Consider the following 25,482-nt stretch of genomic DNA (forward strand, 5'->3'; position numbering starts at 1 on the left):
ATGTCAGTCTGCTCAACGAGGATTGCCAGATAAGATGGTACAAGGGTATCGCTATCGCTTACTGGTAGGAGTTCATGACGGATTCTGCTGCATGGCAAGTTCAATCGATCGCGCCGCTACCGGACTGGTTTGTGCAGGCAGTCAATCAAGCTGCGAACCTGTCTGCATCCAATGTGGCTGCGCCGTATGTGGCTCAACTATTGTGGCAACGTGGCATTCAAGACCCCGATCGCTTGGCAGGTTTTCTCAACCCAGATTGCTATCAGCCTGCTAGCCCGTTCGACTTTGGGCAAGAGATGCAGTGGGCAGTGGAACGGTTGCAGCAGGCGCGTCTCCACCAGGAACCGATCGCCATCTGGGGTGACTTCGATGCGGATGGCGTTACTGCAACGGCGGTGCTGTGGGATGGGTTGGGGCAGTTTTTTTCGCAGCAGCAAACGCTGTTTTACTACATTCCCAATCGCTTGACTGAATCGCATGGCTTGTCGCAGCAGGGCATTGACACGCTCTATGCGAAGCACTGCCGTCTCATCGTCACTTGCGATACGGGCAGCACCAATCTGACGGAGATCGAATATGCTCGCAGCCTGGGAATGGATGTGATTGTGACCGATCACCACACGCTGTCGGCTATGCGACCGCCCGTTACGGCGATCGTCAATCCTCGTCACTTACCGACGGATCACCCGTTGGCAACTCTATCCGGTGTGGCAGTAGCTTACAAACTCGTAGAGGCACTTTACGAAACGCTGCCCGACATCCCACAAAAGCCGTTGGAATCATTGCTCGACCTAGTGGCGATCGGTCTCATTGCCGATTTAGTTGAACTGAAAGGCGACTGTCGCTATCTCGCACAGCGCGGCATTGAGCAACTGCAAAAGCAGTCTAATCCAGCAACTGCAACGCGGCCGGGGCTGTCTAGATTGTTGGCATTGTGCAAACGTAGCGGCGATCGACCTACTGATATTTCCTTTGGTCTGGGACCTCGGATTAACGCAGTGAGCCGCATTCAAGGTGATGCCCACTTCTGCGTCGAACTTCTGACCAGCCAGGATGCTAGGCTCTGCAATCATTTGGCAGAAGCCACAGAACTCGCTAACACACGCCGTAAAGCACTGCAAAAAGAAGTCATTCAGCACGTCAAAGCCCGACTTGCCCAACTTGATCTCTCAACCACTCGCGTCATTGTGTTGGCAGACGACCAGTGGCAGCTTGGTGTTTTGGGTTTAGTTGCTGGTCAAATTGCTCAGGAGTATGGACGACCCACAATTTTGTTGAATACGGAATTGGAAGAAAGGCAGGAGGCAGGAGGCGGAAGGCAGGAGGCAGAAGGCAGAAGGCAGGAGGCAGAAGGCAGAGGGCAGGAGGCAGTTGAGCCGTCAGCCGTTAGCCGTCAACAGCAGAACTCAACCCTTCATCCTTCATCCTTTATCCCTCATCCTTCATCCTCTCCTCTCGCTCGTGGCTCTGCGCGTTCAGTTAACAATATTGACCTTTATCAATTGGTGCAAGACCAAGCGCATCTGCTGCATCGGTTTGGTGGGCACCCGTATGCAGCAGGTTTAAGTTTGCCCGTGGAAAACATTCCGCTTTTTACAGAGGCGCTCAATCAACAGGCGCGGCAAATGGCTGAGATGGCGCGTCCATCACTTCAGGCTGATTTGGCACTGACGATCGCCGCCTTAGGCAAGGAGCTTTTTCAAGCATTAAAGCTATTGGAACCCTGTGGGATGGGCAACCCAGCGCCCAAACTATTGATTCAAAACTGCTGGTTTGAGCAGGTGCGAAATCAAAATATTAAAGACTGGAAGGGTGGGAAAGTTCGCTACATCAAAACTGAATTTGAGCTTCGGGATGACTCGACTCAGCACGGCTTTCCGGGTCTTTGGTGGGAGCATTACCAGGATGAGGTGCCCAGAGGCAGGTGTGACGCGATCGTCGAACTTGATTTCAATACTTACCAAAAGCGTTACGAAATCCGTCTCATTGCCGTGCGTCCCTGTGAGTCAACCGCACTAACCGCTTCTAGTGCTGCTAGTGATGGATGGCTACTGGATTGGCGGGGTTTGAACAGTGTGCCTACTCACGCCTCTCCCCTCTCTCCTCCCCTCATCCTCTCCCAATGCCCTACAAGCTGGGCGGAGTTGCAGGTCTGGTTTCGTCGCGCCAAACAGGAACAACGATCGCTGGCGATCGCCTACGCTGCACCACCGCAAACAGAACCACAGATGCTCTGGCAACAACTGGTTGGCATTGCCAAATACCTTAGCCGCACTGGGCAATCTGCTACTCGCATCCAGCTCTTAGAGAAGCTGGGCATTGGCGATCGCGCCCTCAAGCTCGGCTTTCAAACGCTGGAACTGCTGGGGTTTACGCTGCGTTTTAGCGACAATGCGTTTTACGTTTCCTGGCAGGAGCAGCCGTCGCACTTCAGCACCGATACTGCATTAACGGCAGCTGTGGAGCAATTTGCGATCGCGGTGAAGGAAGAACAGTTCCGTCGCCAGTATTTCTATCAAGTGCCCCTTGCTACGATGCAAGCGGTGGCGCAAGCTGCTTCAGCAGAGCGTACTACGCCTCTCAACCTGGACGATCCTTAGGGCACTGCTTCGTCGATCGTGCGGGGTTGAGGCTGACGTTTGAAGAGAAAACGCCAGAGCCGATAGGTAACAAACGGCAGTACCCCAAGGACAACAACGCCAGCCACTACAGGAAGGGCGATCGCCAGTGCTGACAAGCCAAGGGCGACAAGTAGTTCTAGCGTTGCAAGAATGGGATTCGTCAAGCCACCGGATGTAGCGGTCGAGCCGATGCGTAAGAGGTTGAGCACGCCTTTTGTGAGCCCGGCAGCACCGCCACCAGCGATCGCGGCTAGCGTCCATTGCGCTAGCGGACTCATATCTGGCGCTGTTGCAGCCGTGACGACAGTGCCCGCAACAATGGCTAAGGGTGTGGCAACGGTATCGAGTAAATGATCGAACCAGGGAATGTAGTAACCAGCAATTTCTAGACTACTGGCAACTGCAAACGCAATCAGTGCATGATCGGTGCCAACCCATGCCACATTTGAGGGTAAGTCTAAATGCCCGACGATCGCGGCTGCACTGACGACTAGCAACGGTACAAAAACCCTGAATCCACAGGCAGCACTCAAGCTCACGCCTAGCAGCAAACTGATGAAGGTATCCAAGCGCGTCGTCCTCTCCTTACGTTCGTCTTAGCTGTCCATGACTCAGGCAACTTCAGCTATTGTGACGAATTTCTGGTGGGCAAACATCAGCCCAGAGAACTCGATCGCGCTCACTCAACGGGTGAGCGTTTTTGTGATATTTCTTGGTCGATCGACATCCAAGCCACGTTGTACCGCGATCGTGTATGCCAGCAATTGCAGCGGCACCACGGTAAGAAAGGGAGACAACAGTTCGTCGATCGCAGGTACGGTCAGTGGATGAGCAAACACGGTGCGATCGGCTGGCTCGGTGACAGTCGTAATGCCAATTAAGGGTGCGCCGTTTGCTTTTGCCTTCTCCGTGTTGGCAAGCATTGAGTCATAAACGCTGCCAGCAGGCGCGATCGCAATCACTGGCACTGTTGCATCCAGCAGCGCGATTGGTCCGTGCATAAATTCGCCGCCTGCATACCCTTCAGCATGGATGTAGGTCGTTTCTTTGAGTTTGAGTGCGCCTTCCAGCGCGATCGCATGATTAATGCCGCGACCCAAAACGATGCAGTCTTTGACGTTTGCAAAGGTTTGGGCAATGGTCTGAATGGGTTCGTGCTGGTGCTGAAGCGTTGTTTCGATCTGGTCGGGCAGCGATCGCAAAGCGGCGATCGTGGGCGCTAACTGTTGCGGTGAGAGAGCTTGACGACGAAAGGCAAACTCCAACGCTAAACAGCAAAACACAACCAGTTGAGCCATAAAGGTCTTGGTGGCAGCAACCCCGACCTCTGTACCTGCTAAGGTTGGCAGGGTGTAATCAACCGCTTTTGTCAACGAACTTTCTGACTGGTTGGTGATGCCTAGCAACCAGGATTGCAACGAGCTTTCTGCTGGCGACGATCGCCGCTTTGCCGCCGCGATCGCCGCTAATGTATCTGCCGTTTCGCCAGATTGCGTGACTGCGATCGTCAGCGTGTTTCTAGCTAACGGAAACGGTGCGGAGACAAATTCGGATGCCGATCGAACTCTGGTGGGAATGCCTGCAAGTTGCTCAAACCAGTACTGCGCGACCAGGCTGGCATGACGACTGGTGCCACACGCCACAAGCTGAATCTCTGACACAGTAGCGAATAACTCATCTGGTAACGCCAGATTAAAGGGGTTGGAGGATAAGGATGCATCTTGATCGCTATCCCAACCAGGCTTGAGGTATGCAGCCAAACATTGACGTACTACGTCTGGCTGCTCGTAGATTTCCTTCAGCATGAAGTGAGCAAACCCTTGTCGATCGTGCGGGTCGACGTCAGCATTTTGAATCGGTTTGTGCAGTGTCAATGGTGCCCTCAACTACTCTCAAACAGCGCCATTACTATACCGTAACCAGTTGGCAGGGAGGCGTTTTGCTGCGATCGCCAAGCTCAACCGTTTCGATGGATCGTAGAGATTGAAGTGCGATCGCGGTTTTCTCATCGTGCAGGCGATCGACTTAGACAGCCGCTTTTTCGCTGATTCTACGAATGGGTCGTTTCCGCTGACTTTTGCGAACACCACCCGCCATTTCATACTCAGAACTATCTTTGCCATACTCAAAGGCAACACCCAGCAACATCTTTTCGGAGAGTGCCATCAAGGTCTTTTCGGCTTCTAACATAGCGGCACGATCGGCATCCAGTAAAGAAAGCGTTGTGTTGTAAGCAGCAACCCGTCGACGAGTGGTTTCAATCAATTCTGTGAAGGCTTCAACGGTTAGCCCTTTACCTAAATCAAGCGCTGGATTAATGGATTTTAAGCCTGCAATGCGACGCTCGGCTTTATCAACACTGGCTGAACTGCGCTTTAGACGTGCCATAGATGAACCTCTTTAAGAATGAAATGGATAATGCCAAGATGGCTGCCAGTCAAGAGAGTCATCGCCAGAAAAACTACGGATTTTTGTCTGCTTCAGGTGCAATGCATCCGTAAATTCATTGATTAGCCACTTTTTTATAGTTGCAATCAACAAATGCATACCCAATATCGAGAAACCTGAACAAAATGCAAGAAAGACAAACCTGAAATCAAGCAACGCTAACTTGAATTAAGCAAAACTTATAGATATTCAATAAAGCTGAAGCTTAAAACCTTGAACACTTATCGAAAATCAAGAAATGGGTACGTGTTGCAAGCATTTGTGGTTGATGAGCCAGATCTAGCGTTAAAGCTTGAAGAGATTGAGTTTTGCGATCGCTCGGTTTTGTTGCGAAAGGTGCGATCGAGCTTGTAGCTATGAAAGGAGTATGAGAGGTGTAATAGCCTCACCCAACTAGAAGATAGTCTGAAGTTCTCAGCCTTTTCTCTTGTGCAAAACTAATATGCACACAAGTCCCAGTCTAAATGTACCTAAATGGATTTTAGGCAGCTAAGTATCAGTCTAAACACCCAATTGAGGTTAAATAGGTTGCAACTGTCTATCTATATCCCTCATTTAGGGTAGATAGACACATAGGGTCTGTTTAATCAAGAGTTAGACTGCTGACCATCGGTTATGACAATATTTTAGAATCTCAGCTAGGATATGGCAAACTATTACTTCTCAAACGAAAGAAAATATGAGGGTAGAGGAGCTTTACAAGCCTGAGATCATTGAGGATTTTCAACTTGCTGGTTTTTGTGCAGAGACGGTTGCTGATGGAGAAACGGCAATAGTTGTGCAAAAGACTTTTATAACTTCATTAGAAAAAGACTTCCTCTTAATTGCAAAAAATTTCTTATCTCTAATTGTGCCATTCGATCCCGGTGCATCCTTAAACTCATTGCTGGTGATTATAAAACCAGATAACAAAGGTTATATCTATTATGATTTCCCCTTTGGCTTTCAAGTAGTTGCAAAAAGGGATTTAAAGGCACATCATGCTGTATTCAAAAAAGATATAGTAGACATTACTTCAGTCTTTTTCAAAGATGTGGTCATTGATCTGAATCCTCAAGACGGAGACAGAGTCATATGGCTATTTCGGCAAAATTGGACCTTTGGATTATTTTTTGATCTCAGCGGTACGCTGAAATCAGAGTCAGTTTTAGAAGAAATGGGTGTCTATTATCGTAAGCTTGCTTACTTGAGTGAGTACCTATTTCTAGAGAAAAGCAGCAATTTTACCCGAATTTTAGAAGATGGCTGGTTCCCTTTCGTCACTTTGATTGGTGAAAGCATGGAGGACTTGCGAACTTATTATGAGGAAGGAGAGGAACATCCATCAATTATGGAAAGACTAATATCATCTTTTGATGAGGAAAGATTAACAGATATTACCTCTCGTTGGTGGGGAAACCCCTTGTTTAATTCTAAGAAGAAGATTCTACAAGCAGGAGTTAACAGCTATTTAGCGAATACTGAAGAGGGATATATCAACTCAGTTAAGAATCTCTCAACTGAATTAGAAGGAATTATTCGGGTTTCCTACTATACAGATTATGGGAAGAACCCAAGCTCTATAAAAGAACTAAAAGAATATATTACGAACAAAGGAAAGAATAAGTTTAGTAGTTTAGGCTCTCTATGTTTTCCAGACAAGTTTCTGGATTATCTGAGTGGCTATATTTTTAAAAGTTTTGATGTTCAAGCAGGGAAGATACCTGAAAGTAGACACTCAGTAGCACATGGTGTAGCTCAAGATGATGTGTATAATCGGGAGTTTGCTCTCAAAATTATTCTTACTTTAGACAACATATACTTCTTCTTGGGGGGTAAGCCATAGCCTAGTATACAAAACGCTAAATGCCTAACTACCAAAGACGTGCAATTGCAGGTGGTACTTACTTCATTACTCAAGTGCGATCGCCGATCTTGTAGGATATTTTGCTGCAAAGTAAACAACCCACAGAGATAGAGAGTGTTGAGACTTCGGCGTGAGCGTTCGATCTAAGCTCAAGCAAAAGGGCGCATAGTCGAAACACAGATTGATGTCGGAACAATCATTGCCGGGTTAATAAATACTCTAATCAGGGTAGATAAACGGATGGAGTATGTTTAATAGGGAGCTAAACCGCCACTAAATTGGGCATCCTGTTAAGCAGTAGAGTGACGCTGGATATGAGAATTTTAAGGCAAACCTCAACTCGCTTAGTCACGCGCCACAATCAACCAGGGGAGCGTCTAGCGGCTGTCTGTTGTTTACTTCTTGCTGTTGGACCAGCTTTACTTGCCAGTTCGGTGCCAGAAATCAGTTGCCAACGGAATGGCGCTCTCACTCAATGCAAACTCATACAGCGTATATTTGGCAAGTGGCAACTTCTTGAACAACCGATCGTTCTACAAGGAGCTAGAAGTGAAGGCATCTGTGGCTATAGTCGTGTAAGCGGTGCAGACTGTGTTCATAACAAATTTGTAGTGATCGTCCAAACACAAATCGGTGAGATTCGATTCATTAGCTATGCGTCCTCTAGGGAAAAGGCGATCGCTAAAATTCAAAGATTTATCAAAGACCCAAATCAACCATCGCTCGGCATCCGGTCAGTAAGTTGGTCATTAGATAACCTCATTAGTAATGGGGGCTGGTTTGTGTTTGCGATGGTGCTGCTGATTGTTGCTTGCAGCCGTTTAGATAATGAGCGAACCTATAAGTGTGACTTTGACAAAACAAAGGATTGGGTTACAGTCATACAGCAAAAAATGTTTACGAGCAAAGTCACTGAATTTCCTGTGTCAAGCATTAAGTCAATTACTCTTGACAGAATAGGAATGAATGATTGCATCATTCTGACTCTGCAATCTGGTCAAAACGTTTGTATTGCTCAAGCATTTTGGGGAAAGAAAGAGCGTGAATACCATCGCCCTGTAGGATACATTATGGTCAACAAGACCCTTGAGAAGGATATGCAAGCGATCGCCTCATTTCTACAGATTTAAGGTTTAACAGTCCACTTGCACACTGACCGTATAAAGATAGTGATCGCTGATTTTGTAGGTGTAGTGCGATCGTCGATCTTGTAAGGTGCGTCGCTGATAAGCAAACCTACCTTACTATTGAGCATTCTTACACTACGAGTTGCTTAAACAATTCCATGCCCAGCTACCAAAAACCTGCAATTGCAGGTGATCATTAATTTTGACCTGGATGCAAGTCGATATGGAAGCTGACGGTGCGTTTACTTGACAGCAACGCACCCTATGAGAGAAGCGCGATTACACCAAGTTACTCATAGGCTATACAGAGTTTGGAAGATATACGGAACTTTGCTGCCTATTTACCCAGACTAGGGCTAATGTAAATGTGCCTGCTGTCAATCTACCTATTTAGATGAAGCTTCGCTAAGTCTTGCTTAACTGAAGTGGGAACATGAGCATACAACTTACTCTTTCATTTCTCATTCTGGCTGTAGTTGATAGTTTAAATCCGTCAATTATTTTAATGACGCTGTACTTACTTTCAACGAAACGACCCAAGAAGCGAACAGCAAGCTATATCTTTGCCGTCTTTGTTACTAATTGGACGTTAGGTTTGCTCGTCTATTTCGGTCTAGGTGCTACCCTCTCAGCTATCATCAACCGAATCATATATACGACGAGTTGGTGGGCTTACGCTATTCAGTTTGTTGCTGCCGTCGCTTTACTTATTGCTGCTGTAAGGATGAAAACAGAGGCGGACACCAGTTTAACGAGAAAACCGAAAAAAATTAATCCAGTGGCGACATTTAGCCTTGGTGTCGGGCTGACGTTTTTGGAGTTTTCAACCGCCGCCCCCTATCTTGGTGCTATTGCGGCGTTGACGAAAGCCGCGCCGCCCACATTACTTGTCATTACGGCGCTCGGCTTATACAACATTATTTACGTCGGCATACCGCTCACGTTGTTCAGTATTTTCTTGTTCAAACATGACCAAGCACAGCCGTTACTCACTCGGATCAATCTGCACGTGAGTTGCTGGATAAAGAAAATTATGAAAGTTGCTTTTTTTATTTTGGGTGTGCTGTTACTAGCCGATTTTGTCGGCTATTTGCTCGGTCATCCATTTCTTGTACCCCAATAACTAAACGTAATCAACAAGTTTGCTTTCTTGGTCTAGCTTTTATACGGTTCTTGAAGGCGCGCTTTGGCAAGTTGGCTGGTTACATTCAAGCGCTGCCAAACAAAAACTAGTAGTGGAACCACAGCAATCAATAGTGAAGCACTTGCCATTGATCATTAACTGGTTCACATGTTCATGCGATCGCCTGCAATGGCAATGCAACAGCCTGCATAATCAATGCAACTTGCTTTGGTGGAAACTCGCATCTAGCGACGCTTAAAACCCTCTGATTAAGCAAGCTATGGAAAACTATTGGTTAAACCGTGATGCTGGTAGTTATTAAGAAGGTTACTAGTCAACCTAACAACTCGATCGAAGCAGACTGCTAAAGGCGTAGTGGTAATGTCTTCCTAGGCATTGGAACCAGATAGGCGATCGCAGCGATTTGAGTTGAATCAACTGCTGGTGAATGCAGGCATTTAGTAGTATGACTGAGAGATTACCGTTGCGTTTGGCTCCAAGTCCTTCATCTTTATGTCTTCTAACAGTAACAATCAGGTCTATCCCGTTCTTTGGCGTGAACAGTCGCCAGCGACCCCGCTGCAAGGTCACGTGTTGTTGATCGACCAAACCCGCTTGCCAAATGAATATACAGTCGTGGAGATTAACCGCTACGAGGATATGGCACGGGCGATCGAAACCATGATTGTGCGTGGCGCTCCAGCGATCGGCGTAGCGGCTGCCTATGGTGTGTATCTCGGTGCGCGAGATATCCAAACGAGCGATCGTAGTGAGTTTCTAGCTCAACTAGAGCCAGTGGCAGAACGGCTACGGGCAACTCGTCCTACCGCAGTAAACCTGTTTTGGGCGATCGATCGCATGGTTAAAACAGCGCGGCAAACCCTGGGTTCAGTGGATCACTTAAAGCAAACGCTGCTAGACACAGCCAAAGCAATCAATGCTGATGACATACAAACCTGCCACCAAATTGGCGATCACGGGCTCAAAGCGCTGCCAACCAACCCGAAAAAACTACGCGTTCTCACTCATTGCAATGCAGGTGCGCTGGCAACCGCAGGCTATGGCACAGCGCTTGGTGTAGTGCGATCGGCATGGCGTGATGGACGTTTAGAGCGAGTCTATGCCGATGAAACTCGTCCACGCTTGCAGGGTGCGAAGCTGACAGCCTGGGAATGCGTTCAAGAAGGTATTCCCGTCACGGTGATTACTGACAATATGGCAGCCCATTGTATGCAACGAGGCATGATTGATGCGGTCGTCGTGGGAGCCGATCGTATTGCGGCAAACGGTGATGCTGCCAACAAAATCGGCACCTATAGCGTCGCGTTAGTGGCAAAGGCGCACAACATTCCCTTCTTTGTCGCAGCACCGTTATCCACAATCGACTTTGCGATTGCCGATGGTAGCGAGATTCCGATTGAAGAACGCAATCCTAGCGAAATCTATACCGTGGGCGAGACGATTCTGTGTCCAGCAGGTGCAGAGTTCTATAATCCTGCGTTTGATGTCACGCCAGCAGCCTTGATTAGCGCCATCATTACCGAATATGGCGCGATCGCTCCAGCTCAACTCAGAGAGCAACTGGCTGACAAACAGGCTGGGTAGAACTCAACAGGCTGGGTAGAAAGAACTTCGTGTAGCATTCTTGCTACCCAGCACTCAACGACCGCGATCGCTCAAACACCAATAATTTTGCCGTCAGTGTTCAGGAGTTCGGCGATCGCCTGTCGTTCCGCTGGTGGATGAGACGGTAACACCTGACGAGCATCCGTAATCAGCCAGTCGAGGGAGGCTGCCTGTACGTCGATCGTTGCACCTGTTTTATCAACGCAGTAGCGACCAAATACCAGCTTGTCTACCAGCCGCACACCAGGACCCAGACGGGCATATTCAAAAATAACGCTGTTATCGACCGTTGCCCCGCTGCAAATCCAGCAGTTTGGACCAATCATGGTCGGTCCAATAATAGTGGCACCGTCCTCAATATGCGTCATTCCGCCAATATAAACGGGACCCTGAATATCTACTTTGTCCCAGTTGACCGACACATTTAAGCCTGTATAAATGCCCGGTGCAACCTGGCGACCAGGAATCTCTACATTCTTGACTTCACCATTCAAGACGCTGCGGATCGCTCGCCAATAGTCAGGTGTTTTGCCAATGTCTACCCACTCAAAGTCCATCGGTACACCGTAAAAGGGCGCACCTTTTTCCACCAGCTTGGGGAATAGTTCTCCACCAATGTCAAATTCCACGCCCGAAGGAATGTAATCAAAAATTTCGGGTTCAAAGATATAGATGCCTGTGTTGATGCAGTTGCTAAGGGCTTCTTCAACGGAAGGTTTTTCTTGAAACGCTTTGACCCTACCCTCATCATCCGTCACGACCACCCCGTAGCTCGGGACTTCTTCTTGGGGCACCGTCTTCATGACGATCGTGGCGATCGAACCCTTTTCGCGGTGCCACTTTACGGCAGCAGTTAAGTCAAGATCAATCAGTGCATCACCACACAACACGACGAACGTATCGTCAAAAAACGGGGAGAAATCTTGAATGCGCCGCATGCCACCTGCTGAGCCGATCGCCTCACCAACCAGTTCGCCATCAACAATACGCCCCTCAAAGGAGTAGGCAATCTGCACGCCAAAGTGCTGCCCATCACGGAAGTAGCTTTCAATTTCGCTTGCCAGATGGCTCACGTTAACCATAATTTCATCGAATCCATGCTGCCGCAGCAGTTCCAGCAAAAACTCCATAACGGGTTTTTGCAAGATTGGAATCATCGGTTTTGGAATGGTGTAGGTAATGGGACGGACGCGCGTTCCCTTACCGGCTGCTAGAATCATAGCTTTCATAGATCGTTCATCTCCCCAAACCTTCGCCACTAAATGTTAGCTAATTACGCCCAATGCTTGAATAAGCTGGCGGAAGAGGCAGCCCTGTGCTGATGCTAGGCGATCTTCAGAACGAGTCAATGTAAAAGAATGACTCTTTGTGAAGCCCTATTAAAACTAGATAACTACTTCATCACATCTATAGTTAAGTTTTATAACGAAGGCGCGGATACCACCTAGCAAAAGCGATTGCGCGTTTCCCGTTCCATCAAGCTTGTGTCAACCGCAATGTTAACAAACTTAATCAGGTGACGCACGCGCTGACCAATCTGCCAATTCAGATAATGCTTGCTCAGAGAGAAGCTGAATTTTGAGATCCTGATAAAATTCCTCTTGTGCCAGTTCGACTTTTGATTGCGCTGACAGCAGTAGCAGTGCCCAAAAGATGCCAACTCGATCGTGCGTCGCGTTGCCTGCATGAGGATCATGGGGAATTCCGACTTTATACTCGCTTGCCTGAGACCATAGCTCTAAAAGTAAATCGAAATCGAGCCAGCTTTCGCCCTGCGCGATCGTCTGCCACTGGTCTATAAAAAACTGCTCCAGCGCTACCGCCATCTCTGACAAATTTTCCTGGTGGGCAAGTTGAGCGATCGCCCGTACCGCTTGATTGCGCGATTGGGGTCGGGGACGACGTACACGCGGTGTTTTCTCGTCTAGAGCAGTGGCGATCGTGCGTAGCTGGTCAATCAGCTCTTTCAGCGTGACTCGCCGTCGCTGAGGCGGCTGGGCAACCGCACGACGACGAATTTGGCGCTCCAGGTTAGCTGGCAAGGCACCACCCACTAACCCATCTGCGTCAAGGTCTACGTCTTCCTCTGGCTCTGGTTGTGGTGCCACTGGCTCTGGCTGAGAGAGGCTATCTGCTTTAAGCAGCACCAGCATAGAGGCATACAAAAACGCTTGTCCCGACTGAGACAAGGTTGCTTCATACAGTTCACGTCCGCTGTTAAGGGGTGTCAGAGTGCTGAGAAAGCGATCAATCACCTCAATCACTTTGACATCCCACGGATCAATTTCGCCCCGTTCTGCCAGGTCAATAAGAAAGGCGATCGCGTCCTGTGCAAGAGAAAGGGTCATGCAGGCACCTACCGAAGAGGAATTCGAGCAAACCAGAGAGCTGCCAGCACAATAAACGCAAGCAGGAGCAAGGGCACCCAGAGGCTCCAAAGACTCAGCGGCGTAATCAGGTCAGAAATCATTTTTTGTATGCTAACTCAGAGGGATAGAGGCAGGGCAACGTAATAAGCGCTAAGTTCAGAGTCTTGAGTGATGAAGATGAAGCTTAAACTCAAAACTCAAAGCTGTTAGCTTCTACTGGGCGTAGGCTTCCGCTTCGTTTCCTTGAGTAGAGTGTGCGGCGGCAGGCAAAAGCCGCTGTTGTTCTTCAAGTTCCGCTTTGTAGCGTTCAACGTTTTCTTCAAGCTCCTGGATTCGAACATCCTTAACTCGCACATCTTTCTTAGAGTCGAGCGCCCGCTGAAGCTGAGTCCACACGCTAAAAACCCAAGCTAGCACTGCCCCAATGCCCATTGCCAGGATCAGTTCGACGGAAAGCGGCGCTTGCAGTTCAATCCCTTTAACAATCCGAATCACGGCTGGGTCGGTATTTTCAATGCCGAATAGCACTAAAGCCAGACAAATAACGAAGATAATGACAAAGTTAATTTGTCGCATATTAACGTCCTACACTTGCAGATCACTTACTTCTGCCTAGAGAATAGCTGTTCTGAACAGCTACGTCTCGATCGGCTACTCAAATTTGTAGCAGAGGCAGGGGCAAAATGTTGCAGTCGATCGATTGTTTTGAGATTTCAGATGGAATGCGAGGCGCTAAGTTAGTAGCCATTCCTACTCCCTGCTTCCTACTCCCCTCTGGCTAAGTGCTCAAGTTGCAGCCTACTCTCGACTCTATAGATTCCTTGGTACGATTTCTGTCGCCACGCCTGCGGTCTGTTTGGTGCCATACATGGCGTCTAGCGTGCCTTTGATTGTACCTGCGATTGGCACAGCGACCACCACACCCAAAAAGCCAGCCACCTGAAGCCCTACCAGAAGCGCAATCAGAATGACGATCGGGTTGAGTCCGGTGAAGCTGCCCATCATCCGTGGTGCGAGAACGTTATCACGAACTTGCTGCATAATTGTGGCAGAAACGCCAACCCAGGCTGCTAAACCCACATCTTGCAGCAACAGCAATAGGGTGACTAGACCGATGCCTAAGGTAGCACCGATAAAGGGGATGAGTTCGGCAATGCCAATCACTAGTGCAAAGAGGAGTGCAAAGGGCACCTTAAGCACCAAAAAAATTGGGATCAACACTGCGGTCATAAAAACAGCTAGCAGCAGTTGGCTGATGAAAAAATTCTGAAAGTTGAGTCTTAGTGAGATGCCTAGCGGAATGCCGATGTGGGGGGGAAGAAACTGAATCAGACCATTCCAGAGGCGATCGCCATAGAGCAGCATATAAAACGCCAGCACCAGCACTAGCGTGCCGTCAATTAAACCGCTGACAGTACCGAGGGCAAAACTAAGTGCCTGTGCCGCCAACGTCTGAAGCTGGCTTTCGATTTGACCACTAATGCGTCCCGTGATGCCCTGCAAATCTAGGGGTAGGTTGCGTGCCTTTGCCCAACTGTCGAGAGATTGTAGATTGTTGCGGCTTGCCTCTAACCAGGCAGGAATGCGTTCAAGCAACTGGGTAGCTTGCTCGATCAAGAGCGGTACTAGCGTTACACCCAGAATCACAAGTAGCGTGAAGGTCGCTAGCAAGACTACTGTCACTGCCTGGGTGCGAGTCATCCGGGCACGTTCAAAAAAACGTACTGAATAGTTCAATAAGAAGGCGAGAATTGCCGCGATCGCCAGTAGCGTAATGAGATGTTCAAAGTAACGATACACCTGGGTCAGCAGCCAGACGTTCAACCCCACGATCGGACCGATGAGACCGAAAACAAGTAGACGTTGAAGTTTGGTTGAACGGCGCATCGCAAACCCTCTCACAAAGGTTTTAGCAGAAGTGTACAACCCAACTTGCCACAAAATGGCTCATCCTGGTTCGATTACAGGACAGTCTTTACCTCTGGATTCGCTTTAACTGGGCAGTCTCAAAGCGCTGATTATCATACGCAGTGGTTTAAGCGGTCAGCAGTTTGCAGTCAGCTATCAGCATTGGCTTTAGAGCTAAAAGCTGATGGCTGATGGCTGATGGCGCTTGATGATGGGTACTTCAAATACCTGCCAACAACAACCAAAAGGACGATTACTAGAGTGCCAAATCCTAATGGGCTAGGTAACCAAAAGACAACTTCCAGATGGTTCAAGGCACCAGGAACGAGCTGCCAAACTAACGTTTTCCCCGATCGCTCACTGTCCGGCTGATTGACGTTAGCAGACACGATGCTTTTGGCACCCCACGGCGTGTACAGCCGAAACTCCAAGCCAAGCAGGGACGCAGGGCTGAGTAGCACACTACCACTGGATGAAAGTACGCCGAGCGATCGCAGATCTAGGTCGTAGCGGAGATGATTGCGCTCGACTAACAGCAAGTTGCTGGTGGCAATGGTAAAGCGAGAGACAACAGGCGGCAGGGCGATCGCGGCTGCTACAGTTGGGCTGTCGTTCTCCAGAGGGCTAACAAACTGGTTGAACTTGGTTTGTAGTTCCCCACTGCTCGTAAAGGGAATCGTGACTAGCAGATCATCATCTGGCAGTTGCTCGAGCCGTCCGCCCAGCCGTTGAGTTCGCTCTTTAATGAGCGCTAACCATTGTTGTGCTGTGCCACCACTAAATTGTTTCAGCCGTTCCTCAATCTGGATGTGCTGCACGAATTCACCCCCATTGGCGCTGTCAAACCGCACACCAACGTCGTAGCGTACACAGCCAGATAGCAGCAGCGAGAGCAGTAGCATTAACCAGAGCGATCGCGATCGCTGGATAATTTGTGTCGCAAGCTGTCTAGTTTGCTGAAATGGCGACTGTTGGGAGTGGAGCCTCTGGTTTGGCGCGTCACTACTGATTAGCGGCATGGCGGTTCGATCGTGGAAACGAAGGCTTACGAGAACTCAGCATACGCGAAGATTATGAGGAAATGATTGTGCTGTTACATGAACCACACCAGTCCGCCTAGCACCAGCACTCCAGCCCCTAGAGCAACCCAAATAAAGCGATTATCCTTCGTGTTCACTCGCTGGGGATCAATCACATCTTCAAGCTGAAACGCTGGTTTCTCAGATTGTTTGGCAGGGGCGATCGTTGCAGCCGTTAGACGATCGCGCTCATCACCGTCACCCAGCGCAGTGAGATCGGGAATCTGGGTCAACCATTCTGGACGAGCGGTAAGCCGAGGCGCTTCCAGAATGTAAAGCAGGCGGCTGCCTTGTTTGCGGATTTGTAAATCAGGGTGTCGGCTGACTTCACGACAAAGAGCAAGTGCGTCCGATCGCTGCCCCATCGCTTCGTAAGCGGTCACTAGCCAAATTTGTACTTCGCCACCAAAGCGAGAGGTGACATTGACCAGCGTTTTAGCAGACTCTAAAAACTGCACTGCTTTGCGGTATTCGCCACGCTCGAAGGCAGCTTTCCCAGCCTGATAATCTGCTCTGGCAGTATCGAGAGAATCTAAACTCACAATAGTCGAACGCTATTACAACAGTGTGAACCGAATGAGGGAGTTGCCTAAAACAACAGACCTTCTCCATTCTATCGGAACAAGTTAAGCTAGAAAGGAGTCCTATGGGGCAAGGGATTTCAGCTAGCAACTTGCTTCTGTAGGCGTCATACCAGGCAATGAGGGTGTCATTGCTTACCTCAATTTTTCCTTCCTTTACGGTAAAAACGATGGCTAAAACACCTTTGACGCTTTGGCGTATACAGTCCTTGTCTGGAACGTACTCCCGAAAGCCTTCTCTCCTGAGCGCATCGCTTTTACTGAGCGTTGTAGCGATGGCTGCGTGGTCGCCTGCTGCCAGTGCCAAACCAGGGCTGCGCGTGCCGAGTAATGGTTACGCTACGCCAGGGAAGACGATTACATTTCCGCCTGTGCGCTCGTTTCATGGTTCGGGCTACTATCCGTTTCGGCAGCCTGTTCATCCTGTGTCAGGGTTTGGGCTTTCGATACAAATTGGTACTCCAACTTATTACCCGTCTGTCGTTTATCCCTCTGGGGGCTATCCCTCTAGCTACACCTATCGGCAACCTAGATTTCCGCAGCATGGCAGCGTTGACAATTCAGTCTTGCTGAATCCAACGGTGATTAATGGTTCCATTCGCAATTCAACCTTAGTCAACCCGACGATCGTCACTACTCCCAATGCCTCTGAACAGTATTACCCTGAACAGTCCTATCCTGGGCAAGCTTACCCTTCACAAGCTTATCCAAGGGTGTCTTACCCAGCGCCTTATTACAATATCCGCACCGTCATTCCAACGGTTCGCCCCGAACCACAGGTAGTGATTGATCCTCAATATGGCGTGCGTTATCAGGCTCCATCTTCTAGCACTGAGCGGCAAGTAGTAGTTGATCCTCAATATGGCGTGCGCTACAGCAACCCTTCTGGCTATTGAGCTAGCGCACCATGCCCATCAGAGTTACTTCCCACACCAAGCGTGGCTGTACGTTTCGCATGAGATACTGTCGTGCTTTTTCTAGCAGGCTGATGGGTGTCGCGTTTGGTAGCGGGTGGTCGATCGTGCAGCTTTGTTGCCAGTATGTTTGTTGTAGGTAATCAATCAGCCAGCGCTGCGCCTCTGCTTCCAATACTTTGTCAATATCACGGGCAAGGCTGAGCGCCTCTCGAACGGTGCGTGGCGGTTGGGTGATGGCTTGCAGGAGGTCTGCTGGCATTGCCTGAAGTTGCTGCCAGTGGGCGATCGCTGCGCCAGGGCTACCTTGTGCAAGCTGCAAGACTTCTGGATGTTGGAGAATTTCAGACTGTCCTGATCGCTCCAATACCTGCGCCATGCCACCGACGCTCAAGCGATAGAACGGAATGCGCTGACAGCGGGATACGAGTGTGGGCAACAATGACTCTGTGCTAGGAGCAATCAGAATGAGCGTTGCCTGTCCCGGTTCTTCTAGCGTTTTTAGCAGCCCATTAGCGGCTCCTTCTGCCATTGTTTCGGCATGGTCGATGACTACGACCGATCGCGATGCTTCCAGAGGCGCACGCGCGAGAAAGCGGGCAATTTCGCGTATTTGTTCTAACCGTACAACGGGTGGTGTCTTGGGTTTGAGACCTGCGTCTGCTGCTTCTACGATCGATAGTCGCTTCCCCTGATGCAAGTAGGTGGGCGCAACCCACAGTAAATCGGGATGGTTCCGTTGCTGAAGGCGCTGCCGCAAGGCTGGTGTAGGGGCGATCGCTCCTTTGCCTGCACTAAATAAAAGCGTTAAAAAACACTCAGCCGCCAGTTGCCGCCCAATGCCAGGTGCGCCTGCAAAGAGATAGGCAGGTGCTAGCCGATCTTTGGCGACTGCCTGGGTCAGTAGCTCGACCGCGTGGGTTTGTTCAACCAGTGGCGCAAAGGGAGACATGAGGGAAAGGCTAACGGCTAAAGGATAAAGGCTCAAAAACTTTTTAGCCCTCACCCTTCCTACTTTCTAACCCATACCACTTTGCAAACTGCTGACTCAAGACCTTCTGGATTTGTTCAGCAACGTTCGCTTCCGTCTGACTGGCATCAATGCGGGTGATGCGTTGGGGATAGCGTGCGGCTAGCTCGGTAAAGCCTTGCTGGACACGCTGGTGAAAGGAGAGGTCGGCTTGCTCAATGCGATCAATGGTGCCGCGTTGACGGGTTCTGGCTAACCCTGTAGCTGCATCCAGGTCGAGCCAAAGGGTAAGGTCGCTTTCTAGCCCGTCGGTGGCGATCGCGTTAAGTTGAGCAATGAGATTGAGGTCAATGCCGCGCCCGTAGCCCTGATACGCGATCGTTGAGTCGGTGTAGCGATCGCACAAAAGCAGTGCTCCCTGATGCAACTGCGGTTTGAGGTATCCCTCGACGTGTTGGGCACGGTCAGCCGCATAAAGGAGCAATTCGGCACGGCTTTGCATGACTTCTGTCGATGGCTCCAGCAACAGTTGGCGTACTTGCAAGCCGAGTGCCGTCCCACCTGGTTCGCGGGTGGTAACGAGGTGCTGAAGGCAGCCTTTCGCTTGTAGCAGTGCTTGCCAACCGCTGTCTACCAACCATTGCTGCGATCGACGCAGTTGGGTCGTTTTGCCACAGCCTTCTACACCTTCAAAGACAATCAACTTACCGTGCATAGTATTTTACAGCGCAGACCCTAAGTAGTAGTCTATGGATATTCGACTCTCATACGCACCTGGTTATGACATTGGTTTTTAGCCTTGCTTGACACGTTTTTACTGGTCAGAAGGGTATTTCCAGTCTGCCAAAACCTGAAGATAAGGCTTGTTATGCTAGATGAACGATATGATAGCGAAGTTCTAATGTCACGTGTCCGGGGTTAGTTATGGCTCGTTATACTTGCCTGTTTACAGTTGCGGCATCTGTAGGAAACGTCCAACGCCTGCTGAGCGAGACTTTGGAATCCTGTAATTTCGATATTATTTACGAAACCGGCGATTACTTGATGGCGCGTGAAGTACCGGGCAATGTTGCCTTTACACAACTGGTCACTGTTGAGGTGCTGGTTGATAAGACGCTGGCGACCGATCGCGAAGTTCGCATGAGCTTTGTGATTAAGAATGAAGAACTGCCGCTGCAAACTAATAACCACTGTCGGCGGATGTACGAATTGGTGAGCCAGGCGATCGCCGATAATCGCCATTGGAGTTTGATTGACACTGTTGCTGGTTAATGCCCCAAGCCGGTTGATGGCTTTGATCACTGCACTATCTGCTACCCAACGCGCTGCTCAATGTTGCGATTGCTGAAATCTAAGAGGCAAGCACTTTATTTCTGTAGTAGTAAGACGGGTAAGGTCTTAGCAGTGGTAGAGTCTGCATTGAGGGTTTTGAGGTAGACCATGAAGGCGCAAGTATTTCGGGGCGTAAACCAACTGAGCTACGAGGAGATTCCGGTTCCAGCAGTCGCAGCGGATGAAGTGCTGGTGCAAGTGCAGGTTGTTGGCTTGTGTCAGTCAGATATCAAAAAAATTCGTTATCCCCTTTACAATCCGCCGCGCATTTTTGGGCATGAGACCGCTGGAACGATCGCTGCTGTAGGGGCTGATGTGCATGATTGGCAGGTCGGTGATCGCGTGGTCGTGTTGCATCATATTCCCTGTATGCACTGCGCCTATTGTCTGAATGACAACTTTTCGATGTGTGATGTTTATAAAAACATCACCACAACAGCAGGCTTTGCACCTAGTGGTGGTGGCTTTGCTGAGTATGTCAATGTGCCAGGGCATATTGTCCGCAGTGGCGGTCTAGTAAAAATTCCTGACGACGTAACGTTCGAGCAAGCTAGCTTTGTCGAGCCAACTAACTGCTGCTTAAAAGCTGTCAAAAAAGCTCAAATCGCGCCTGGTCAGACGGTCTTGGTTACAGGTGCAGGTCCGATCGGGCTGATGTTTATCATGCTGGTGAAATATTTTGGGGCACGAGCGATCGCCACTGACTTATTGCCGACACGTATCGAAAAAGCGCTCAGCGTTGGTGCCGATGCTGCCTTTGATGCCCGTGATCCTGAGCTAACGACCAAAATTCATGCGCTAACTCAAGGTATGGGCGTTGATACTAGCCTCCTGGCAGTACCCAGCGACAAAGCCTTCTTTCAGGCACTCGACTGCACTCGCAAAGGCGGCAAAATTCTGTTCTTTGCCGAATTTCCGGATGAACTAGAGATTCCGATCAATCCAAACATTCTTTATCGGCGCGAAATCGACTTGATGGGTAGCTACAGTTCGTCCTATCGGGTGCAAGCATTAGCAGCAGATATCGTGTTCCATAAGCGGATTGATGTCGATGCATTGGTGAGCGATCGCTATCCGCTTAAAGATCTAGCAACGGCTGTCGAGCAAGCCGTCTCACCGGGACCGGAAACCTATAAGATTCTGATTTACCCGTAAGCCAGTTTGCTTTCTTGTCCTCAGGCTGTTTCCCAAACAGCCTGAGGACAAATGATGGCCAATGTAAAGCCAAAGTCCCGACAGTTGCTTACATTCGTTCCAGTACAGGAATACCCAGTAGAGCCAGCCCCAACTTGAGCGATCGTGCTGTCAAATCAGCCAGAATGAGCCGCGAGGTTCGTAATGGTTCTTCTGCATCAAGAATGGGGCACTGCTCATAAAACCGATTGAACTTCTGACTCAGCTCAAAGAGGTATTGGCAGAGCCGATTGGGCAGGAGATCTTCATCAATCTGCGCCAAAACCTCGTCTAGTTGCAGTAGGTGTTTTGCCAGCACTAATTCTGTTTCGTCTTGCAGCAAGATCTTGGCATCCGTGCCCAATGCCTCAAAGTCAATTTGTCCCTTGCGGCTGATGCCTTGTACTCGCACATAGGCATAGAGCATATAAGGAGCCGTGTTGCCTTGTAGGGCAAGCATCCTGTCGTAGCTAAAAATGTAGTTGCTAGTGCGGTTCTGGCTCAGGTCGGCGTACTTAATAGCGCTGATGCCAGTTACTTGTGCAGCGTGGGCAATAAATGCCTCGCTTTCTTGCCGCTCTTCTGCTTGAAGGCGCGCTTCTAAGTCAGCACGAGCACGAACGATCGCTTCATCCAGCAAATCTTGAAGACGCACTGCTTCACCCGATCGAGTCTTTAGCTTCTTGTTATCCTCTCCTAGCACTAAACCAAACGGCGCGTGAACGAACTTCACTGCATCTGTGATCCAGCCAGCCCGTCGTCCTACCTGAAAAATTTGGGTAAAGTGATTCGTCTGCTCCATGCCCACAGGGTAAATGACCCGCTGTGCCTTATCTTCCTTCACCCGATAACGAATGGCTGCTAGGTCGGTTGTTGCATAGTTGTAGCCACCATCTGACTTTTGTACAATCAGCGGTAGCGGTTTACCTTCCTTATTTGTAAAACCTTCCAGAAACACGCACTGCGCTCCGTTATCCTCGACCAGTAGCCCAGTTGCCTTCAAATCTTCGACCACACTTTCTAGCAAGGGATTGTAAAATGATTCCCCCCGCTCAAGGACATGTGCAATGCCCATCAGGTCGTAGATGACGCGGTAAGAACGGCTAGATAATTCACACACAATTTTCCAGGCTCGCAGGGTTTCTGCCTCGCCTGCCTGAAGCTTGACAACAGACAGACGCGCTGCCTCACGAAAGTTCTCATCGTCATCAAACCGCTTTTTTGCCTGCCGATAAAACGTGGACAGATCGCCTAAATCTAAGGATTCACTAGCTGTTAACGCTGCTGGGTATGCTTCCCGTAAGTAGGCAATCAGCATCCCAAATGGCGTGCCCCAGTCGCCAATATGACTAATGCGCTGGACATCATGTCCCACAAATTCAAGAATACGGGCAAGGCAGTCTCCGACGATCGCAGGACGCAAGTGTCCTACGTGCATCTCTTTGGCAATGTTGGGGCTGGGATAATCGACAATGACACGCTGCGGCTGGTCAATCGCTGCCACTCCTAGACGGGGATCAGACTGAATAGCTTTGATCTGCGCCTCTAGGTAGCTCGTTCTAAGGGTCAGGTTAATGAAGCCTGGTCCGGCTACGGTGGGCGGCTCACATAAATCAGCTAGATTAAGCTGTTGTACAAGCTGCTCGGCGATCGCTCGTGGAGCTTTACCTAACGGCTTTGCTAACGATAACGACACATTCGCCTGATAATCCCCAAACTTAGGGTTACTTGCAGGCACCAAAATTGGATCAACAGACCCATAATCAGCACCAAAGGCAGCTATTAAGGCTTGCTCAAAGCGATTTTTCAGTTGAGCGATCGTAGAAATCATAGCGAGAAATTCACAGCAAAAAATGTGGTTTTAGTCCTAGACCGCAACCGTATTCCATCAGCGTACTCTGGTTAGACCCCCAGTTGCAGCGCCTATACCCATTTCCCCGCATTCAAAGAGCTTTGCCCCGCACTAGTACCGTTCTTCTCATTATTCAGTGTCTATATTCCTGGGAATTCATGACTGTAGTGAGGAACAGCCCAATTCGTTGCCTCTAAGTTGATACTGCGATCATCCAGCTATAGCCCAGCCTCTTCGCTTAGAGGAATATTGATGCTCTGTTGCGTTATCCGCTTGTTGCGTCGTAAGAGAAATGGGGCATCTTAGAAACGGCTTTCTTTGCTCGTTCCGCCAATCTTGCGATTGATGCTTCTAACTTAAAAACCTTTTTAAATCTGTCTAAAAATTAAATATAACTTTTTGGTAGCCTAATAAGGATCTGAACTTCCGCAAAGCTGCTGTCCCCAATTGTTTTAAACCTCAGCGCAAGAACGAGAGTTTTAACTCTCTTAACTACCTTTCAAGCTATCCTCCGCCCCCACTCAGGGTCTACCATCATGCCAAAAGCAACCGTCGAAGCCAATACCTTTCTCAAAAAGCGAGTCTTAGGAGCAAGCGATTTGACTGACTCCGAGAAGATTCTTGTGACTAAGGGCAGCACTTTTTATGTCACTGAGTTTTCTCCTGATCGCAATCAACATCTCTTTCTAAAGCTGGCGTCGCCAATGACGGCTAAGGACGGCAAAACCAAGCTGGAAGCTGTCTACGCTTACGATCCGCACATTCGAGTTGAGGGCGAAGAAGCGACTCAGGCTGTGAAGCTCAATGTTCCTTATGCCAGCCAACTAGGAAATGAAGAAATCGCTAGAGCCGGAGAGATCTGGTACGACTGGCGGCAATGCAACACGACAAGTAACACGATGTTGGCAAATTATTTGCTTAAAGGGGAGCTAACCAATAGAGCAAAGGAGCAGGGATTACCAGAGCCAGAATCAATTTATATGCGGTTGGTTGCTAAGTACGGAGACACCACTGACCATGATGCTCAGACCAGGGCACTCAAAGATTTAGGTATCGAGTCGTATTTTAGCTATACCCTTTCATCAAAGGATGTACTGCTATCTCTAAAAGCAAACATACCAGTCGCGGCTGGCTTTGCCTACAAATACGACGGGCATATCTGCATCATTGTTGGACATGATCCTGCGAAGAAAGTATGGCTAGTGCATGATCCCTATGGTATTCGCCACGGCGCTAGCGATAACTACGACATTGGCATTGGTGGCGCTTTTGATCCCTACACTTACGACACCATGCAGCGTATTTTTTGGGATCAGGGCGGTGAAGCAGGCTGGGGTAGAATTGTCACCAGTATTAAAGGAAAACCAACTGGGCTCCCAACAGGACTGTAAACAGTACTTATCCAGGAAGATTAGCGATTGAGTAATCTCATACTAAGATCCAGCCACGTTGATTGGGTTACTGGGGCACTACTCGAAATGTAGTCGACCCCAGTTTCAGCAACCGAGCGAATAGTCTTTAGAGTAATATTTCCAGATGCTTCAATTTTGATGCGATTGCTCGTCTGTCGAATGATTTGCACTGCTTCTTGCATCATCTCTAACGGCATATTGTCCAGCATAATAATGTCTGCTCCATGCTGCAGAGCTTCTTTTACCTGTTCTAAACTCTCCGTCTCTACTTCTAGCGTCAGTGGGTAAGGCATCCCAGCGCGAACAAGTGCGATCGCCGCTTCAATGCCGCCCGCTGCTGCAATGTGATTATCCTTAATCATCACACTGTCATCCAGTCCCATTCGGTGATTAACACCCCCGCCCACCTGCGTTGCATATTTTTCCAGTAGGCGTAATCCTGGTGTCGTCTTACGCGTATCAACCAATCGCGTTGGTAAATCTGCAATCTGTTCCACATACTTGCGTGTTAACGTTGCAATACCGCTTAGACGCATTGCCAGATTCAGCGCTACCCGTTCACCTGTAAGCAAAGCTTCCATCGATCCTCGCATCGTAGCGATCGTCTGTCCCTTTTTGGCTCCTGCCCCCTCAAGTACCTTTGCATCAAAGCTAACGCGTTCATCTAGAAGCTGGAAAACTCTAGCAGCGATCGGTAGTCCAACAACCACACCATCCTCTTTCGCAATCCATGCCGCTTCACCAACGGGAGGTGGGTCACTAAAGAGAGACAAGGTCGTGCGATCGCCCCGACCGATATCTTCTAGAAGCCACTCTTGCAGAAGTGGCTCCAAAACAAGCCACGGAGGTAATACTGCCTTCACTCTCACAGCCTACTTAACTCCATACGGCTTAACGTTCTGGACAATAGTTTAGCAGCGTAGCTTTAGAGAGTTAGCTTCAGCCCCAGTTTCCCCTTCTGCCGATACTTTCCTACATTCCTAATTTCTTTTTTTTCCTGCTTGACGTTTCCTTCTTCTGTTGTTATGTTAGATAAGCGGTGAGGCAAGCGCAGCGAAAGTGAAGCGAGCCGAGGTCGCCTGAACCTAGAGAATTAAATAG

22 protein-coding genes are annotated in these 25,482 nt (G+C 49.2%); 9 read left to right on the plus strand and 13 right to left on the minus strand.

Annotated elements, in window-relative coordinates; all coding sequences use genetic code 11:
- The first annotated feature begins 74 nt into the window (after nt 1-74).
- On the plus strand, nt 75-2,600 hold the full coding sequence (locus H6F86_RS16915; RefSeq protein ID WP_190449908.1) for a DHH family phosphoesterase: 2,526 nt from the start codon (nt 75-77) through the stop codon (nt 2,598-2,600).
- Here H6F86_RS16915 and H6F86_RS16920 read toward each other — a convergent pair.
- The 3 genes from H6F86_RS16920 to H6F86_RS16930 form a co-directional block, all read right to left on the minus strand.
- Nucleotides 2,597-3,190: a DUF4126 domain-containing protein gene (locus H6F86_RS16920; RefSeq protein ID WP_190449909.1), complete on the minus strand. Its 594-nt coding sequence runs from the start codon at nt 3,188-3,190 to the stop codon at nt 2,597-2,599. The two genes, H6F86_RS16915 and H6F86_RS16920, sit on opposite strands and share 4 nt — an antisense overlap.
- A 114-nt stretch (nt 3,191-3,304) precedes the next feature.
- A complete protein-coding gene (locus H6F86_RS16925) occupies nt 3,305-4,495 on the minus strand; it encodes an isomerizing glutamine--fructose-6-phosphate transaminase (protein ID WP_190449910.1) in 1,191 nt (396 codons plus the stop codon).
- Between the two features lie 151 nt (nt 4,496-4,646).
- A complete protein-coding gene (locus tag H6F86_RS16930) occupies nt 4,647-5,009 on the minus strand; it encodes a hypothetical protein (RefSeq protein ID WP_190449911.1) in 363 nt (120 codons plus the stop codon).
- A gap of 739 nt (nt 5,010-5,748) precedes the next feature.
- Here H6F86_RS16930 and H6F86_RS16935 point away from each other — a divergent pair.
- From H6F86_RS16935 to mtnA, 4 genes are all read left to right on the plus strand, one after another.
- Nucleotides 5,749-6,894: a hypothetical protein gene (locus H6F86_RS16935; protein WP_190449912.1), complete on the plus strand. Its 1,146-nt coding sequence runs from the start codon at nt 5,749-5,751 to the stop codon at nt 6,892-6,894.
- Between the two features lie 335 nt (nt 6,895-7,229).
- Entirely contained in the window at nt 7,230-8,045 is an 816-nt protein-coding gene (locus H6F86_RS16940; protein WP_190449913.1) for a hypothetical protein, read from the plus strand.
- Between the two features lie 430 nt (nt 8,046-8,475).
- Nucleotides 8,476-9,165: a GAP family protein gene (locus H6F86_RS16945; protein ID WP_190449914.1), complete on the plus strand. Its 690-nt coding sequence runs from the start codon at nt 8,476-8,478 to the stop codon at nt 9,163-9,165.
- Nucleotides 9,166-9,678: 513 nt separating this feature from the next.
- Complete coding sequence (mtnA, locus tag H6F86_RS16950; RefSeq protein WP_190449915.1) at nt 9,679-10,770, plus strand: S-methyl-5-thioribose-1-phosphate isomerase; 1,092 nt, start codon at nt 9,679-9,681, stop codon at nt 10,768-10,770.
- Between the two features lie 71 nt (nt 10,771-10,841).
- On the opposite strand, the gene H6F86_RS16955 is transcribed toward mtnA, so the two are convergent.
- From H6F86_RS16955 to H6F86_RS16980, 6 genes are all read right to left on the minus strand, one after another.
- Nucleotides 10,842-12,020, minus strand: coding sequence for an NDP-sugar synthase (locus H6F86_RS16955; protein ID WP_190449916.1), 1,179 nt, complete (start codon nt 12,018-12,020; stop codon nt 10,842-10,844).
- Nucleotides 12,021-12,299: 279 nt separating this feature from the next.
- A complete protein-coding gene (locus H6F86_RS16960) occupies nt 12,300-13,139 on the minus strand; it encodes a ScpA family protein (RefSeq protein ID WP_190449917.1) in 840 nt (279 codons plus the stop codon).
- 234 nt (nt 13,140-13,373) lie between these two features.
- Entirely contained in the window at nt 13,374-13,736 is a 363-nt protein-coding gene (locus H6F86_RS16965; protein ID WP_190449918.1) for a LapA family protein, read from the minus strand.
- Nucleotides 13,737-13,970: 234 nt separating this feature from the next.
- Nucleotides 13,971-15,047 (minus strand): AI-2E family transporter, encoded by a 1,077-nt coding sequence (locus H6F86_RS16970; RefSeq protein WP_190449919.1) that lies wholly within the window; start codon nt 15,045-15,047, stop codon nt 13,971-13,973.
- Between the two features lie 170 nt (nt 15,048-15,217).
- A complete protein-coding gene (locus H6F86_RS16975) occupies nt 15,218-16,087 on the minus strand; it encodes a DUF3153 domain-containing protein (protein WP_190449920.1) in 870 nt (289 codons plus the stop codon).
- Between the two features lie 74 nt (nt 16,088-16,161).
- Nucleotides 16,162-16,689: a hypothetical protein gene (locus H6F86_RS16980; RefSeq protein ID WP_190449921.1), complete on the minus strand. Its 528-nt coding sequence runs from the start codon at nt 16,687-16,689 to the stop codon at nt 16,162-16,164.
- Nucleotides 16,690-16,898: 209 nt separating this feature from the next.
- On the opposite strand from H6F86_RS16980, the gene H6F86_RS16985 reads away from it, so the two are divergent.
- Nucleotides 16,899-17,624 (plus strand): hypothetical protein, encoded by a 726-nt coding sequence (locus tag H6F86_RS16985; protein ID WP_190449922.1) that lies wholly within the window; start codon nt 16,899-16,901, stop codon nt 17,622-17,624.
- A gap of 1 nt (nt 17,625) precedes the next feature.
- Here H6F86_RS16985 and H6F86_RS16990 read toward each other — a convergent pair whose 3' ends face one another.
- On the minus strand, nt 17,626-18,594 hold the full coding sequence (locus H6F86_RS16990; protein ID WP_190449923.1) for a DNA polymerase III subunit delta': 969 nt from the start codon (nt 18,592-18,594) through the stop codon (nt 17,626-17,628).
- A gap of 43 nt (nt 18,595-18,637) precedes the next feature.
- Entirely contained in the window at nt 18,638-19,327 is a 690-nt protein-coding gene (tmk, locus tag H6F86_RS16995; RefSeq protein WP_190449924.1) for a dTMP kinase, read from the minus strand.
- Between the two features lie 209 nt (nt 19,328-19,536).
- Between tmk and H6F86_RS17000 the strand changes: the two genes are divergently transcribed.
- Nucleotides 19,537-19,884: a hypothetical protein gene (locus tag H6F86_RS17000; RefSeq protein ID WP_190449925.1), complete on the plus strand. Its 348-nt coding sequence runs from the start codon at nt 19,537-19,539 to the stop codon at nt 19,882-19,884.
- Between the two features lie 168 nt (nt 19,885-20,052).
- Nucleotides 20,053-21,099 carry a zinc-dependent dehydrogenase gene (locus H6F86_RS17005; protein WP_190449926.1) on the plus strand — a complete coding sequence of 349 codons (1,047 nt, stop codon included), beginning with the start codon at nt 20,053-20,055 and terminating at the stop codon, nt 21,097-21,099.
- Between the two features lie 88 nt (nt 21,100-21,187).
- Here the strand turns inward: H6F86_RS17005 and argS are convergent, their stop codons facing one another.
- A complete protein-coding gene (gene argS, locus H6F86_RS17010; RefSeq protein ID WP_190449927.1) occupies nt 21,188-22,948 on the minus strand; it encodes an arginine--tRNA ligase in 1,761 nt (586 codons plus the stop codon).
- 557 nt (nt 22,949-23,505) lie between these two features.
- Here argS and H6F86_RS17015 point away from each other — a divergent pair.
- A complete protein-coding gene (locus H6F86_RS17015) occupies nt 23,506-24,360 on the plus strand; it encodes a C39 family peptidase (protein ID WP_190449928.1) in 855 nt (284 codons plus the stop codon).
- 20 nt (nt 24,361-24,380) lie between these two features.
- On the opposite strand, the gene nadC is transcribed toward H6F86_RS17015, so the two are convergent.
- A complete protein-coding gene (gene nadC / locus H6F86_RS17020) occupies nt 24,381-25,244 on the minus strand; it encodes a carboxylating nicotinate-nucleotide diphosphorylase (protein WP_347240545.1) in 864 nt (287 codons plus the stop codon).
- Nucleotides 25,245-25,482 lie beyond the last annotated feature (238 nt).

The sequence above is a fragment of the Phormidium sp. FACHB-592 genome (genome assembly GCF_014695795.1).
Classification (GTDB): Bacteria; Cyanobacteriota; Cyanobacteriia; order Leptolyngbyales; family Leptolyngbyaceae; genus Stenomitos.